Source organism: Bacillus sp. FSL K6-2861 (assembly GCF_038630725.1).
Taxonomy (GTDB): Bacteria; Bacillota; Bacilli; order Bacillales; family Bacillaceae; genus Bacillus; species Bacillus velezensis.
This window is the reverse complement of record NZ_CP152037.1, coordinates 1462312-1478070: the sequence shown is the minus strand read 5'-3', so window position 1 is coordinate 1478070 and position 15759 is coordinate 1462312. Positions and strand designations below refer to the sequence as shown.

General features: G+C 44.2%; 2 protein-coding genes. Both read right to left on the bottom strand.

The window, feature by feature from the left end:
• Positions 1-20 precede the first annotated feature (20 nt).
• A complete protein-coding gene (locus tag NYE62_RS07405) occupies positions 21-7025 on the bottom strand; it encodes an SDR family NAD(P)-dependent oxidoreductase (protein ID WP_342497336.1) in 7005 nt (2334 codons plus the stop codon).
• On the bottom strand, positions 7018-15720 hold the full coding sequence (locus NYE62_RS07400) for a type I polyketide synthase (RefSeq protein ID WP_342497335.1): 8703 nt from the start codon (positions 15718-15720) through the stop codon (positions 7018-7020). Before NYE62_RS07400 ends, NYE62_RS07405 begins: the two co-directional genes overlap by 8 nt.
• Positions 15721-15759 lie beyond the last annotated feature (39 nt).

Here is a 15759-nt window from a genome sequence, read left to right as displayed (position 1 = left end):
TCTCATTCCTTTTCTTTTCTTTATAATTCTTTGAAATCAAGTAAAGGAATCAGCAATTCTGACTCTTCCTTTTCTGGAGTTTCTCCATTGTCAATCCAGCATTGCTCCTTATTGAATATAACCGGAGAAAGCGGGTGTCTTTTTGTCTCTCCATATCCTAATGTGAGATGGCTGTCGCTCAATATCATATGTGCGTTCGTGCCCCCGAATCCAAAAGAACTGATTCCGGCTCTCAAAACCCCTTTTCTGGGACGCCATTCTTTTAAAGACGTGTTCGGAAAGAATGGCGATTGATCAAATTTAAAACGCGGATTTGGCGTTTTACAATGTAATGTCGGCGGGAGCATCTGATTTTTTATGGATAAGGCAACCTTTATAATACTCGCTATCCCCGCTGCGCTCATTAAATGTCCGAAATTCGTTTTTACGCTGCCTACTCCGCAAAATTGCGTTTCTTCCGTAACCTCCCGGAACACTTCAGTCAGCGCTTTTAATTCAATCGGATCTCCTATCATCGTGCCGGTGCCATGCGTCTCGACATAACTGAGAGTATCTGCATCAATTCCGCCTTTTTTCAGGGCTTTTTTTATCACTGCGCTTTGCGCTTTCGGATTAGGTGTTGTCATTCCCATTGTCTGTCCGTCATTATTAACCGCGGATGAGTCAATTACCGCGTAAATTCTGTCACCTTCGGCAAGGGCGTCATCAAGTCTTTTCAAAAGGACTGCGCCGCATCCCTCTCCCGGTACAAATCCATCTGCCTTCTCATCAAATGTATGACATTTTCCTTCAGGTGAAAGCGCCCGAGCCTCACTCAGCATGACGTAAGGCTTTTGATCCAGCAAAATGTCAACTCCGCCCGCAATCGCCATATCTGACTCTTTTGACATCAGGCTTTGACAAGCGAGATGGACGCTGACCAATGAAGAAGAACAAGCCGTGTCTACAACCAGATTCGGTCCTTTCAGATTAAAAAAGTGTGAGATATGCGCGCCTATGAAATTTTGTCCTATACCCACGATCGTATTTTTTGAAGGGGAACCTATTTTGGACATAAACGTCCCGGTCCGCGAACCGATGAAGACGCCGACTTCTTTGTTTGATACTTCTTCTTTTGTATAGCCGCCGTCTCTCAATGTCTGGACGCTGACCTCAAGGCATTTTTTGATTAACGGATCAAGCTCTGATGCCTCACTTTTGTTCATATTAAAAAACGCGGGATCGAAAGACTCAATATCTTGAAGAAATCCGCCCCACTTACTGATACTTTTTCCCTTTTCATAGGTGTCAGAGTAGTATGAAGAAATATCCCATCGCGACGCCGGGACTTCGCGGACACTATTTTGTCCTTTCTTCAAATTTCTCCAGAACGTTTCTGTGTCCGGAGCATCCGGAAACTCACAGCCCATTCCGATAATAGCGATTTGGTTCAGACTGGTTTGTTGTATTTGAGATCCGCTGTCCCGTACTTCGGAAGCATTTTGATTTATATGTTGCTCTTTTTTCCGAACCTCAATGTTTTCTGAATCAATTTGAGGACTGATCCCCTCACTTGCAAATAATTCGTTTAAATAGACGCCCAGTTGTGAAAAACTCGGATACTCCAGAAAAGCTGATGGTTCAATTTTTATTTGAAATGCATCTTCCGCTTTTTTGACAAGCTGAACCAGTAAGATTGAATCAACTCCGTAATCCGCAAAAGACGTATCCTGATCTAAATTCTCATAAGGTATTTTCAGCTCCGCGGAAAAAATCTCCATTAACTTCCTGATCATAGCTTCATTGTCTCCCTGACCAGAGATCTCTTTTTCTTCAGCATCCGGGTTATTTATAACAGCTTGAATTCTTGTCTGAAGCAGCTGCTGCAGCATGAATTTCTCCGGATGTGTCTTTGCCGGTATAAGGCATGGGTATCCGTTTATCGTCATCATTTCATCCAGCATGGCAATACCTGTTTCTGTTGAATGTGAAAGTAAACCAAGTGCCTGATATGATGGACTTGTCACCTCGCCCATCCCAATGTCCTTCCAGCTCGGCCAGTTAATTGATTGATAATACGTTCTGCCGGCTGCATGCTGATACGCCGCAAAGTAATCCATAAAAGCGTTCGCTGCGGCATAGTCACTTGTTCCGGCGCCTAATAAAGGAAAGGCGCTCGCAACAGATGAAAACAAAATGAAGAAATCAAGTTTGTCATCAATAAAAATGTCATGGAGTACCCGCATCCCCTGCACCTTTGGCTCAAATACTTCTCTTATTTCTTTATCAGATTTATGAATAAAAGCCGGATTCGAATGATTGGCTGCACCAGCGCAATGAATCACCCCGCCGATTTTGCCGAACTTCAGTCTCACCTCTGAAAAGAAGCGTTGTAATTTTTCTTTTTCCGTGAGCGGTCCGGAATACACTTCCACTTGAACTCCCTTTTGATCCAACTCATGCAGCAGTTGTAATTTCGAATAAAGAGGTGACTTTTCATCGGTGTCTTTTAACATGCCGGCTATTTTATCAGATTCCGGAAGGTCGGTAACTCCCATCAACACAAGTTTTTTGACTCCCTTGCCGGCATAATGTCTGGCAAGTTCTGCTCCGATCCCTCTTGTTCCCCCTGTAATAACCAGGGTTTGATCCGTACGGCATACTGGCAGACCGGATAGTTTCCGGTTTATTTCCGCTGCATGTAATTTCTCGACGTATGGAATATAACGTTCACCGTTCCGGTAGCAGATTTCACTATACAGCCCGTCAGCGCAAGCTTCATCTGTGATTACCTGTCTCAATTCCGCCGCAGTCCCGACATGACCGTCTACATCTATTGTTTTTGATTTTATCTTTTGATACTCCGCACTCAGCATTTTATATAGTCCGGCTGTTTCGGCTCCGGCTAACGACGGCTTGTCATTCAGAAATGTCTGCAGCCCTCTGGTCACATGTAAAACGAAAAGCTGTTTACGTGTCTTTATGATTTCCTGCAGCAGTGTCAGCTTCCCGATTGTGCCGGTGCGTGCCCCGTTTTGATCACTCCGCAAATCTGACAGGTCAATCATGCCGATGATTTCCGGATTTTCTTCTATGACTGCTAGGGCCGTTTTTTTGGCTTCTCCATCCGAATGATCCCAGTTATCTGCGCAAATGACAGCGGATTCAATCAGAGGATCTGAATCAAACAATTCGAATGCAAGCCGCTCACTTTCACTATTAGCCAGGATCATCACCTGTCCTTTCGTAAAAGCGGAAGGCGCAGCCTTTTGTTTTTTCCACGCTTTTTTTAATACATCAAATGATAAGTCAGTCGGTGCGTGTGGCAGACTTTGCGGTACACCTGTTTTTTTCTGTTTCTGTGCTGCTTTTGCGGCAGGCACCCAATATCTGTTCCGTTCAAAAGGATATGCGGGAAGAGAGATAAGCTTCGGTAATTCCGCAGTGTACATCTCTTCCCATTGAACGTCTCCTCCGTTCACCCAGTGAATGGCCATTTCTCTTGCACTTTTAAAGCGGGCGGCTGACAGGGCATCCTTTTGACCAGCGTCTCGGCGGGCCTTTCCCCTATATAAACCGTTTAACTTATGATCTGACCGCAAATACATCGTCAGCTTATTGCGAAGGTCGTCAATGCTGCTAGCCTCAACAGCGAGCCGCTCTTCCATAGCGTTTCTCCCGGTCTGCGAGGTGTACGCGGCATCGGCTAGTGACGTTTTTGGCTCCAGTCCTTTTATATATGCATCAATCAAGAGTCTGAGCCGTTCTTCATTTTTGGCAGAAAGCAGAATAATTTGCGTCTTGTTGCTCTGTACCGTTTCCATCTTTTCTTCATTCTTATACTCTTCGATGATAATGTGGGCATTAGATCCTCCAGCGCCGAACGAACTGATGCCTGACGTTCTGGCTTGATTTTGCGGCGTCTCCCAATCGGTCAATTCAGACTGCACGTAAAACGGTGTTTCCTCAAAATCAATATTAGGATTTAAGTTATCGGAATGAAGGGAAGGAGCAAGCTGTTTATACTTCATTTGCATCAGCACTTTTGTAATAGAAGCAATTCCCGCCGCAGCTTCTAGGTGTCCGATATTTGACTTAACCGAACCAATTGCACAACGATAATCGCTTTTCGAGCTGTGCAAAGCTTTGGTTAAACCTGAAATTTCAATCGGGTCTCCCAAAGATGTCCCGGTGCCATGCGCTTCAATATAACTTATGCTGTCTGCATCAATCCCCGCCTTATCAAGAGTTTCACTGATGACGTTTGCCTGCTCGCCCGGATTTGGCACAGTGTATCCGTTTGTTTTTCCTCCGTGATTTACAGATGTTCCCTTAATCACACCGTAAATCCTGTCCCCGTCAGCCTTCGCGGCAGAAAGCGATTTCAAAAGAACGGCCCCGACTCCTTCTCCCGGCACATATCCGTCTCCTCCCGCTCCAAAGCTTCTGCAGCGCCCATCGCTTGAAACAAAATGATTTTGGGAAAGTAAAGTATATTTATCCGGGTGTAAAGATAAATTCACGCCTCCGGCTATGGCGAGGGTGGATTCTCCCCTTTTTATACTTTCACATGCAAAATGAACAGCAGAAAGTGAAGAAGAACACATTGTATCAATTGCAAGGCTGGGCCCGTGCAGGTCAAAGAAATATGATACCCGGTTTGCGATAGACGAATAAGAAGACAGGAGCGCCTGACGTTCCTCATCATCTGAAGCACCGGCTGCAAATAACTGATAGTGGCTGTAGGTGACACCGACAAATACACCTGTCTTATGCCGTTTCAACTTTTTCTTTGTGTAACCCGCATCTTCAAACGTGTGCCATGCTGTCTCTAAAAATAACCGTTCCTGAGGATCAATTAACTCGGCATCACGGGGCGAAATTGAGAAGAACAGCGGATCGAATTTATCAGCGTCTTTTATAAAACCTCCCCATTTGCTGTCATGACGGGCATTGTCACCTGTGTGATAATATTTCCGAAAATCCCAGCGCTCTTTCGGTATTTCCGTTATACAATCTTTTCCGGAAGAAATATTTTCCCAAAACTCTTCCACATCCTTCGCCATCGGGTAGCGGCCGGCTATACCGATAATCGCAATATCTTCCTCGGAAGGTGCGGATGGTGTGCGGGAAACGGAAAGCTTCTCCCGTTTCGCCGGCGCCGAATGATCAATTCGCTGTTCGGCTGCCGGTAAAAATGCCTTCTGCAACTCATGCTGATAGTGTTCAAGAAAATACTCTGACAGCTCTTCAACACTGCTGTATTCAAAGAAAAGAGTCTTAGACACTCTTCCAAAATATTTTTCCAGACGGGAGTTAAGACCTAAAATCGTTAGAGAATCAATTCCGTAACGGTCAAACGTATCCTCGGGTAAAATACTGTCCGCCGGTCTTCCCGTTTCCGCTCCGACGATCTCTGTCAAAAGACGGACCGTTTGCTTTTTCAGATCTTTTTCATGTAATTGCGGCAGATTACTGTTGTTTTCAGGCACAGTCTCTATCTTTTTATGGTCAGTTGAGAGTAATTCACTTATTCTATCTTTGTCTCCGCTGATAACAGCCAGCTGAGAAGCAGAGCGGCTCATACTGTCCTGAAAAGCGGCAAGCCCTGCTTGGGCGGATAAAAGTTCCAGCCCTGCATGTCTTAAAGCCTGCAGCTCTCCCGGCCCGACTGTCATATTGCCCGCATCCCATAACGGCCAATTAATAGAAAGTGTTTTCCCGGGACGTCCCTTAATGCTTCGATACTGGGTGAATCCGTCCATACATCCGTTAGCGAAGGCGTAGTCGCTTTGACCCGCATTAGGCAGAACGGCCGAAAGGGATGAAAACATAACGAAGAAATCTAGAGGCTCTTCTTCAGCTGCTTTATCCAGCCAAACGGTTCCGAATACTTTAGGCGCTATAACTTCTTCTATGCTTTCTTTCGTTTTTTTTATGATAAATGCATCCTTAACAAGTCCGGCACTGTGCAAAATTCCGTTTAATTCTCCGAATGTCTGCTTAATGTGCTTAATCAAAGCGTCCGTCTCTTTTTCCTTTGAAATATCTGCCGGGACATATAAGGCTTCAGCGCCGAGATTTTCAAGAGCGCTTAATTTTTGCGCCGTTTCACGGGAGGCCGGGGAACGCCCGGTTAATATCAGCTTGACTTCTGCCTGTTTCGCCAGATATTCAGCAAACAGATACCCGAGACCGCCGGCTCCTCCCGTAATTAAATACACACCGTTCTTTTTTACACTGAAACTATGTTTCTCCCCATCTTCTTTTTTTACTTTTTGAAGCTGCCTTTTATAATAATGCCTCGGCTCATAGCAGGTAAAGTGGTCCGTCTTACATTGATTGTTCCATTCAAAAGAGATGACATCTGCAATATGCTGCTTTGTAAACGGCTCGTCAAACATTGATTTCAGCTCTGCAGCCTTACATGTGAAATTCGGATTTTCGGCCTGTACGGTCTTAAGAAAACTTTCAACCGCGTTATAAATCGGCTGAACCTCACCCTCGGCATTTTCATACAGATACAAAATTTCTGCTTTCGGACAAAGTTTGTTCGCCATGAAGGCCTGAAACATTTGAAACAAGGAATACAGACTTTTATTGAGCTGCTTTCTCATTGCATCTTCCGTATTTTTGAAGAGCCCGGCAGCTAAAAAATGAATAATATGGCGGGGTCTTATATTTTGAGAACGCAGAACCCCGCATAACGCATCATAATCCTCATCTTTTGCAAAGTTCATTGTAAAACGACCGTTCCGGCAATCTTCGAAACGCTCGCCGGAAGTCACGTAAATGAAAGGCGCCTCATAACCTTCAAGCTGTCTCTTCATTACGGTATACATGCTGTCGTCTTCGCAAAAAAATAAAATTGGCTCTTTCGTATGCGGGAATTTTTTACTGCCTTTAAATTCATATCTATCCCATACCATTTCATATAGATGGGTTTTCCCCAAGCTCTTAATTAATTCCAGCCCTTCTTCAGGCGTCAGGCTGCATTCTTTCACCTTTTTCACGATTTGCTCAATTTGCATCGTTTTTTCATTCATGGAAAAGCAACTCCTCTATCAGCTCTGACGTCTCTTTCGTATTCATCTCACCTGTTTGTGCTTTTTCAAGAAGCGACATGATTTCTCCATCTGCTGTATCTTTATTTGAGTTGTGAAGCTCAGTGTTCGATAAAGCCTCAGCCTTCTGCGCTTCATCTTTATTTAAATGAATCCAATGTCTGTTCTTGCTGAAAGGATAAAGAGGAAGAGACAGTTTAACCGGTTTGAGTTCCTCCTCATACAAGTCTTCCCAGCTGATTTCACAACCGATCGTCCACAACTGAGCCAGTTTGGCCGGCTTGTTTTGCTGAATCAGTGATTGAACATATGCATGACCTTCGGGGCCGCCGAATAAAGGAGCGTACAGACTATCAAAATCCGTTACATTTCCTTCATAAACACCTTGCAGCCTGCTCCCCTGGATGTAACCGTTTAATTTTTCAAGAAGATCTCCGGTATTCGAGCAAGTGATCGCAAGGCGGCATTCAAATGGTTCCCTTCCGGTTTGCAGCGTATATGCTATTTCTTCAAGACCGATTCCGGACTTTTCTCTAAAATTGCCGTTATGCGGTTTATCAGCTGATCGATTCCGGATGCTGCTGATATAGCGGCACAGCTCGCTCAGTGTCTCTAATTCCTGAAATATGTCAAGTGATATTTCTGTCCCGTACATTTGGTTTATAAAAGAGATTAATTCGGAATAAGCCAACGGATCAAATCCGAATTCCGAAAGAGGTGTCTTTGCATCTATATCTGCGGTATCTAAACGCAGGATACCCGCTGCCGCTTCCCGAACCGCCTCTTGCAAATCACGTTCCTGCACCTCTTGCTGACTGAATTGAACTGATAGTTCTTCATGTAAAAACGTTGTTAACTCTTTGGCTTTAACCATCAGTCTTTCCTTTGTTTTGGCCGATAGAACAATGATTTGTTCCCGCTCGCCAGTTACTGCTTTATCTTGGCCGTATTCAAATTCTTCCACGATGACATGAGCATTTGCCCCGCCGAATCCAAAGGAACTGACTCCGGCACGGCGCGGAATTTCATTTCCTTTTCGATCTATTAATCTGGCCCACTTCATAGTTTTATTGACAATATGAAACGGTGTTCCGCTTAATTGAATGTAAGGGTTCAGTTCCTTGACATGAAGTGTGGCAGGCAGTGTTTTATACTTCATGGATAGTAATACTTTAATCAGCCCCGGCATTCCAGAGGCGGGCTCTAAATGACCGATATTCGTTTTTACTGAACCGATGCCGCAATATTGATCATGATTCTTTCCTGAATGCGGCTCAAAAGATCCAAACGCTTTTTTCAAGCCTTCAATCTCAATCGGATCTCCCAGTTCTGTCCCGGTTCCGTGTGCTTCAATGTAAGATATCGTTTCAACAGGAATATCGGCATTTTTGTAAACAGACGTTAACAGTTCTGCCTGAGCTTCCGGGTTCGGAGCGGTCAATGAAGCAGATCTTCCTCCGTGATTTTCTCCGGTTCCTCTCAGAACTCCGTAAATATTGTCTCTGTCATTCATTGCCGCTTGCAATGGTTTCAATAACAGAACAGCTGCACCTTCACCGCGGACATAACCGTCGGCAAGTTTATCAAATGTCTTACACCGGCCGCCTCTAGACAAAATACCGAGTTTATCAGTATACATATGCGTGACTGGATCTAAAAGCAGCGAAACCCCGCCTGCTACCGCCAGCTCACTTTCACCATTTTGAATCGAGCGCACAGCTCTGTGGATTGCTACAAGACTGCTTGAGCAGGCTGTATCAATGGACTCACTCGGACCTCTGAAATTAAAATAGTGGGATACACGATTGCTGATGAGCGCCTGGCTGTTTCCGGTTCCCGCAAACGCATGCGCCCCGTCCGAATGCCTCATCAGCAGCTGGCGGTAATCATTAAATTGAATGCCCGTAAACACCCCGATATTTTTGCCAGACAGCTTTGAAGCTTTGTAACCCGCATCTTCTATCGCTTTCCAGGTTTCCTGCAAATAAATTCTGTGCTGAGGATCCATGAGTTCTGCTTCCCGCGGATTAATATTGAAAAACGCCTCATCGAATTTATCGGCATCTGTGATAAAGCCGCCCCATTTTGAATGTACTTCGCTGCTTCCTTTGCCTTCGGCGTATTTTTTCCAATCCCAGCGATCCGGGGGAATTTCCTGAATCAAATCTTTTTCATTGATTAAATTGATCCAAAACTCATCTGCATTTTTTGATCCCGGAAAAACACAACTCATCCCGATAATGGCAACTGGCTGCTTCTCTGGATGATGGTCAGCCTGTCTTGTTGTCTTTAACGGAAAACTTCGCGGCGGCTTCACGGTTTTCCCGGTGGTTTTCCCAGCGTGCACTACTTTCCTTTTTTCAGAAATGTTTTTTTCTGCATCTGTATTCCCTTTTGCAACAGTACGCAGTTCACTGTTTAGAAATTCTGAAAGAGACTTAATATGGCTGTAAGTAAAGAAAACGGCAGGTGTCAGCTTAAGCTTGTATTTTTTATTCAGTCGGACAGCTAATGTTTTCAAACTGATAGAATCAAAGCCGAGATTGCCGAAATTCTCTGCCGTATCCAGCTGTTCAATGTTAATTTTCAATAATTCCGACACCATTTGCTTCAGTTCTTCCAGGACATTGTCTGTATAAGCCGGTGCTGTATAAGAAATTTCCTCTTGACGAACCGGAAGCGTATTTACTTTTTGATGCGGCAGATCTTTTCTTGCTGGTGTCGTTTCGGCATCCCCGGTAACAACCGAAATTTGCGTGCAGTCACTTGCCAAAATCGTCTCAAAAGCCGCTATCCCTTCTTCCGTTTCCAAATAATCAAACCCGGATGCGGAAAGATATGCTTCTTCAGCTTCTTTGTTTAAATGCATTCCGCCTTTACGCCACAACGGCCAGTTAATCGAAATGCTCTTGCCTTGTCTCTCTTGCCGGCGGCTCTGTTCGGATCTCCAATTTATATATTGATCTTGAAAATAATTGCCCAACGCATAGTTAACCTGTCCAAAATCTCCGAAGACCGAAGAAATAGAAGAAAATACGATAAAGAAATCAAGCGGCTCATCTTTCGTTAATTCATCTAAACATACCGTGCCTTCAATTTTAGCAGTCATGCCATCTGAAAAATCATCCAGATTCATCTCTGTAAATAACCGATCATCGGCATGACCAGCTGAATGAATAACGCCTTGAATGGAGCCCCAAGTCCGTTTCGTTTCTTCTATGACCCGTCCCATCGTCTTTTGATCTGCGGCATCAGCTTGATAATATACCGCATCTCCTCCAAGCGCCTGCAGCCGGTCAATGTTATGGCGTTTATCAGCAGTTAACGGTGACCTTCCCGTCAATACTAATTTTGCTTGATATTGAGAGGCCAAATATTTTGCGAAAATCAGGCCCAGACCGCCCAAACCGCCCGTTATGAGGTAAATCCCTTCCTGTTTCAGCTGATGAGAGTGCTCTGTATGATTGAATACATACTCCTTTAATGTCTTAACAAACCTCTTGTCATTTATATATTTAACTTCTTCCGCCTGCCGTTCCATGCCTGAAACCATTTCGTTAAGACAAAATTCAGCCATTTTTTCAATTGATATACGTTCTGAAAAACCGATTGACTTCACATTCTCTGCGGATGGCACCAACATATTCGCCGTTTTTAAACAGCCTGCAAGAGCGCCCGTATACGGATCATTCACGCCTTCTTTAAAAGAGTGAACAAGAAGCAGAGAATGAAGATAAAGAGAGGCGTCACTGCGGGCGCTCAGGGCTTTTAATAAATAAAAAATTGATTCCAGGCCGCTGAGAAGGTGGTCACCCGCGTAAAATGTTTCTCCCGTGTGCAAGATGACATCAGGAGAAAACCCTTTTTTATCCAATTCTTCGAATAAACGAATGTAATCTGATGTCACTTCCGGGTTTACACAGAATGTCAGCAGATTTTGATCGGTCTGCCGCTGATCCGGCGTGACGAGAATGACACGGCTGTCTGATTGATTTTTCAGAGCTCCAGCCAATGCTTCATCTTTTGCAAAGACCAGAATTGTTTTTGGCTCCCTATCTTTGATTTCAATCAGAGGTTTTTTTTGATCCCACTTATGCTCATAAAAACGCACATTTTTATTAGGCTTTTCGCCAAAAACCAGCCCGCTCAGTTCCATCAAAATCCCGCCGGCATTGTCTAATACATACACATCATAAGCCGAATCGCTTTCTCCAGTTTGTTCTGCATATACATAAACGGGTTCAGTCTCATGATCAAAAATCGTACATTCTTTAATGTTTTCCGGGAGCTCTCCGGCATTTTCCCCCGCAAGGTATATGACGGCTTGATATACGCTCTCAATAACTTCCGGTTTGATTATGCACCCTTTCGGCCCGGCCTTTGCTTTTATCTTTAAAAGCACCTGTCCGTTCCTGCTGACGCAGTACTCTGCCGCTTTCAGACTGTCACTGCAGCTGTATCCGAATTCGGCAAGCCGCTGATAAAACGCTTCGTATGGTATGCGGTCTGCGCGCTGAGACAGAAACGGCTCAAGATGAATATTTCTGTTCTCGTACGCCCCGCCTTCTAATTCGAGCCGCCCTGAGGAATAAATGGATGAGTCGCTCTGTTTTTCTATAGAATACGATGCACCCTGATTATCCGGGGTTAATACAATCCGGATCTGCTCATTGCTTCCGCTTTGTAACATCGGTTCTCTAAAGGAGAGCTCTGTTAATTTAATAATCGGATTCCCTGAAGCCATCGCTCCGGCAGCTCTCGCCATTTCAATCTGGCTGAGAAACGGAAACATTTCCTTGTCTTGATACTTTGTTTTTATATACAAACCGGTATCGCTTACATTGATAAGAAACTTCTGTGCTTTAAAATCAGATATATTGCATGAAATGTAAGGATGCAGATCGTTATTAACGTTCATCCGGCGGCTTCCCATATTTTGCGCATCTATTCTGCACAGCTCTTTGGCAAATGGATATCCGGGTGCTGATACCCGTCTCAGAGTGGCATCTTTATAAAGTGACGGCCAATCTACCCCGTTACCGCCAACCCAGTATTCAGCAATCTTCAAAAGATCTCTGTTTGCGGCTGCTTCTTCAATTTCAACTTTATTCATCCTTTGAGCTTCTGTTGTGTCTTTGCCGCTTGTAAAAATATGATCCGTCGCGTTTCCGAGAGTATAGTCTGTCAGTCCTTTAAGCAATTCATCTCTTGTGGAGGCGATAACAGCCAATCTGTGCGGCATTTCTTCTCTGCCGGTTTGTAAAGTAAATGCTGTATTTCTAAGTGTTTCTAATGGATAATCTCTGGCTGCTATATGTTCTTTTGCGCGTTTTGCATATTCTGCCAGCCTGTCGGCATTTTTTGCAGAAAAAACAAATAAAAGCTGTTCAGGTTCTTCAGCCGCGAGAGGAGAGATAGCTTCATCCGCAAATTCTTCTAAAATAACATGGGCATTAGCTCCTCCTGCCCCGAAAGAACTGATTCCGGCACGCCTGGGAACGGATGACTCCCATTTTTCGGCACTGTCCGGTACATAAAAAGGTGTTTTTTGAAACGGTATATTTTCATTCAATTCAGCAGAATGAGTCAGTGACGGAACAATCGTTTTATGTTTCATTTGAAGAATAACTTTCGTAATGCCCGCTATGCCTGCAGCAGCCTCAAGATGTCCAATATTTGATTTAATCGACCCGATCGCGCATGTTTTCTTATCGCGTTCGGCATCTGAAAATGCTCTGGTCAGACCGGTGATTTCAATCGGATCTCCTAAGGCGGTGCCTGTTCCGTGAGCTTCTATATAGCTGATGCTTTTTGGATCAATAAATCCTTTTTTTAAGGCTCTCGTAATGACCTCACTTTGAGCTTTGGGATTCGGCACGGTATATCCATTCGTCTTAGCACCGTGGTTGATGGCTGTTGCCTTAATAACTGAATAAATCTGATCACCGTCCGCAATAGCCTTTTTTACAGGTTTCAGCAGCACGGCACCTGTCCCTTCTCCCGGCACATAGCCGTCTCCTCCGGAACCGAAGCTTCTGCACCGGCCATCACTGGATAAAAATCCGCCTTGAGTCAGGAGTTCATATTTATGAGGATGAATGGATAAATTGACGCCTCCTGCAATTGCAATTTCACATTCATTCCTGATTAAACTTTCACAGGCAAAATGAACAGCCGTTAATGATGAGGAACACATCGTGTCCAAAGCAATACTTGGTCCGCTGAAATTAAAGAAGTACGATACCCGGTTGGCGATTGATGCATATGAGGAAGAAACGGCCGCTTCGTGACCAACGCTGTACAGCTGATAGTGGCCGTACATAACCCCTGCAAAAACACCGACGTTTTTTCGTTCAAGCGTTTTCTTTGCGTACCCCGCATCTTCTATGGTGTGCCAAACCGTCTCTAAAAACAGTCTCTCCTGCGGATCAATTAATTCAGCTTCGGCAGGAGAAATATTAAAGAACAACGGATCAAAATGATACACATCGTCAATAAATCCCCCCCATTTGCTTTGGTTTTTTACTTCATCGCCCGCTGCGGGCTGATAGTGCAGCCCCGAATCCCACCGATCCTCAGGTATCTCAGTTATACAGTCTTTACCGTTCAATAAGTTTTCCCACAGAGTATCAAGATCATTTGCCATCGGGTAACGTCCGCTGATACCGATAATCGCGATATCATTGTCATGATACTTCTCCTGCTGCACCTGATTTTCCATCTGGATTTTCTGTTTCCCGTTAACTTCGGCTGTCTGTTCATGATCTTTTTTCTTCTGAGATGGGGTGCTGCTCCCGTTTTCTCCTAACCGGAGTTTATGAAGAAGAGTATCCCTGTGCTCCTCAACGAAATACTGTGACAATTCTTCTGCAGTCTGATATTCGAATAACAGCGTTTTTGAGAGCGCGCCGAAATGTTTTTCAAGCTCATTCGTCATATTGATAATCATAACGGAATCAAGTCCGTATTTTTCCAATGCCTCTTCTGCATCTATTTTGTCCGCAGGCATCCTGAATTCTGCAGCAATCACTTTGATGATGAAATCAGATGTTTCAGCTTTCAGTTTCTCTGAATCAAATGATTCGATATTTCTCCCTGTTCCTTCATCTGCCTGAATATTGTCTTTTCGTTCATATAATTGCTGAACATGATTGTCAATTTGCTCATCTCCGTAAAATACAGTAAATTGCGAAAAACCGGAGGACAATGCGACTGCAAACGCTTCTTTACCTTCCTCTTTTTCTAAAGGATAAAAACCCGCCTTTTTCATTGTCTCTACCGTGCGCTCATCCACTTGCATGCCGACTTCTTTCCACAGCGGCCAGTTCAGAGAGAGAGAAATCGTATCAGAATTCCGGGCAGAACGCATATTCATGAAATGATCCATATAACTGTTTCCGAACGCGTAATCAGATTGCCCGACATTTCCCAACACTGCGGAAGTAGAGGAGAAGCAAATGAAAAAGTCAGGATTTTCTTTCTCAACAGCATCATTCAGCCACATCGTACCCAATACTTTCGGTCTGATTACCTGATCGAATTCCTCTCGTGACTTGTTAAGAAGGAAAGAGTCACGGATGATTCCCGCGCCCTGAATGACCCCGTTTACTTTTCCATAAGAAGTTTTGGCTGTTTTGACTACATATTCGGCTTCTTCCTTATTGGTAATATCAGCCTGAACATAAACAGCTGACGAACCGGCATCCTCTAATCGTCTCAGCTGTTTTCTTATATGATCTGAAAGCGGAGATCTACCTGTTAAAACAAGGCAGCATTTTGTTTGAAAAGCCAAATATTCTGCAAAGGTAAATCCTAATCCGCCCGCGCCTCCTGCGATAATATATACTCCATTTTCTCTCAGCGGCACATCTCCGCTTCGGGAATTTTTTTCGGGTTCATACGTTTTGAGCTGTTTGACATAACGCTGCATGTCTTTATAACGAATCTCTACATCTGAAGGCTGGAAATCACTCAGCTCATTGCGTATGATATCAGCTGCGTGAACAGCTGCTATTGACTGCTCCATTTCAATGCTTTTTGCTGAGATTAACGGATTTTCCAGCTGCAATGTCCGCAAAAATCCGCTTGCCGCCGCGTAAAGAGGCTGTTCTCCAGAAAGATGCGAAAAATATCCATATAACAGCTTGATCGGTTTGCGGCAGTTATTTTTGAAGAGCGCCTGTTGTAATAAAAACAAAGAATAGACTCCGCTGTCGCATTGTTCACGAATCGCTCTCTCTGTTTTTTCAAACGGCATGTCTGACCATAAATGCACCGCTTCCCGTATATCTGACTTCTCTTCTTCTATAAGCCATCCTAACAGGTTTATGTAATCTCTTTCAGAGCGGGGGTCGATTTCAAATACACCGTCCCCGGTTTTTCGAAACTCTTTCCCCGGCTTAACCAAAATAACCCTTGTATCATGCAATGCAGCAAGTTCTTTACTCACATCTTCATTTTTATCAAATAATAAAAGGCTGCCCTCACGCCGGCCGCCTTTTACATGAATGCTGAGATCTGTCCGCTGCCAGACCGTCTGATAATATATCGCCTGTCCGTTACCCCCTGCGGAATGAGAACCAAGCTGCTGTATCCGCTTTACTCCTTCTTCCAAAGAAATGATGCCGCTTTCTATGTCAGAAAGTACTTTTTTTCTAATATGACGGGCTTCTTTCATAAAAATCTTCATCCCCTTTACAAATGGCACTGCCGCAAA

What these genes read in the sequence shown, in the direction of transcription:
- NYE62_RS07405 (WP_342497336.1), bottom strand. Translation starts at nt 7,025, where the DNA reads ATGAATGAAAAAACGATGCAAATTGAGCAAATCGTGAAAAAGGTGAAA.
- NYE62_RS07400 (WP_342497335.1), bottom strand. Translation starts at nt 15,720, where the DNA reads ATGAAAGAAGCCCGTCATATTAGAAAAAAAGTACTTTCTGACATAGAA.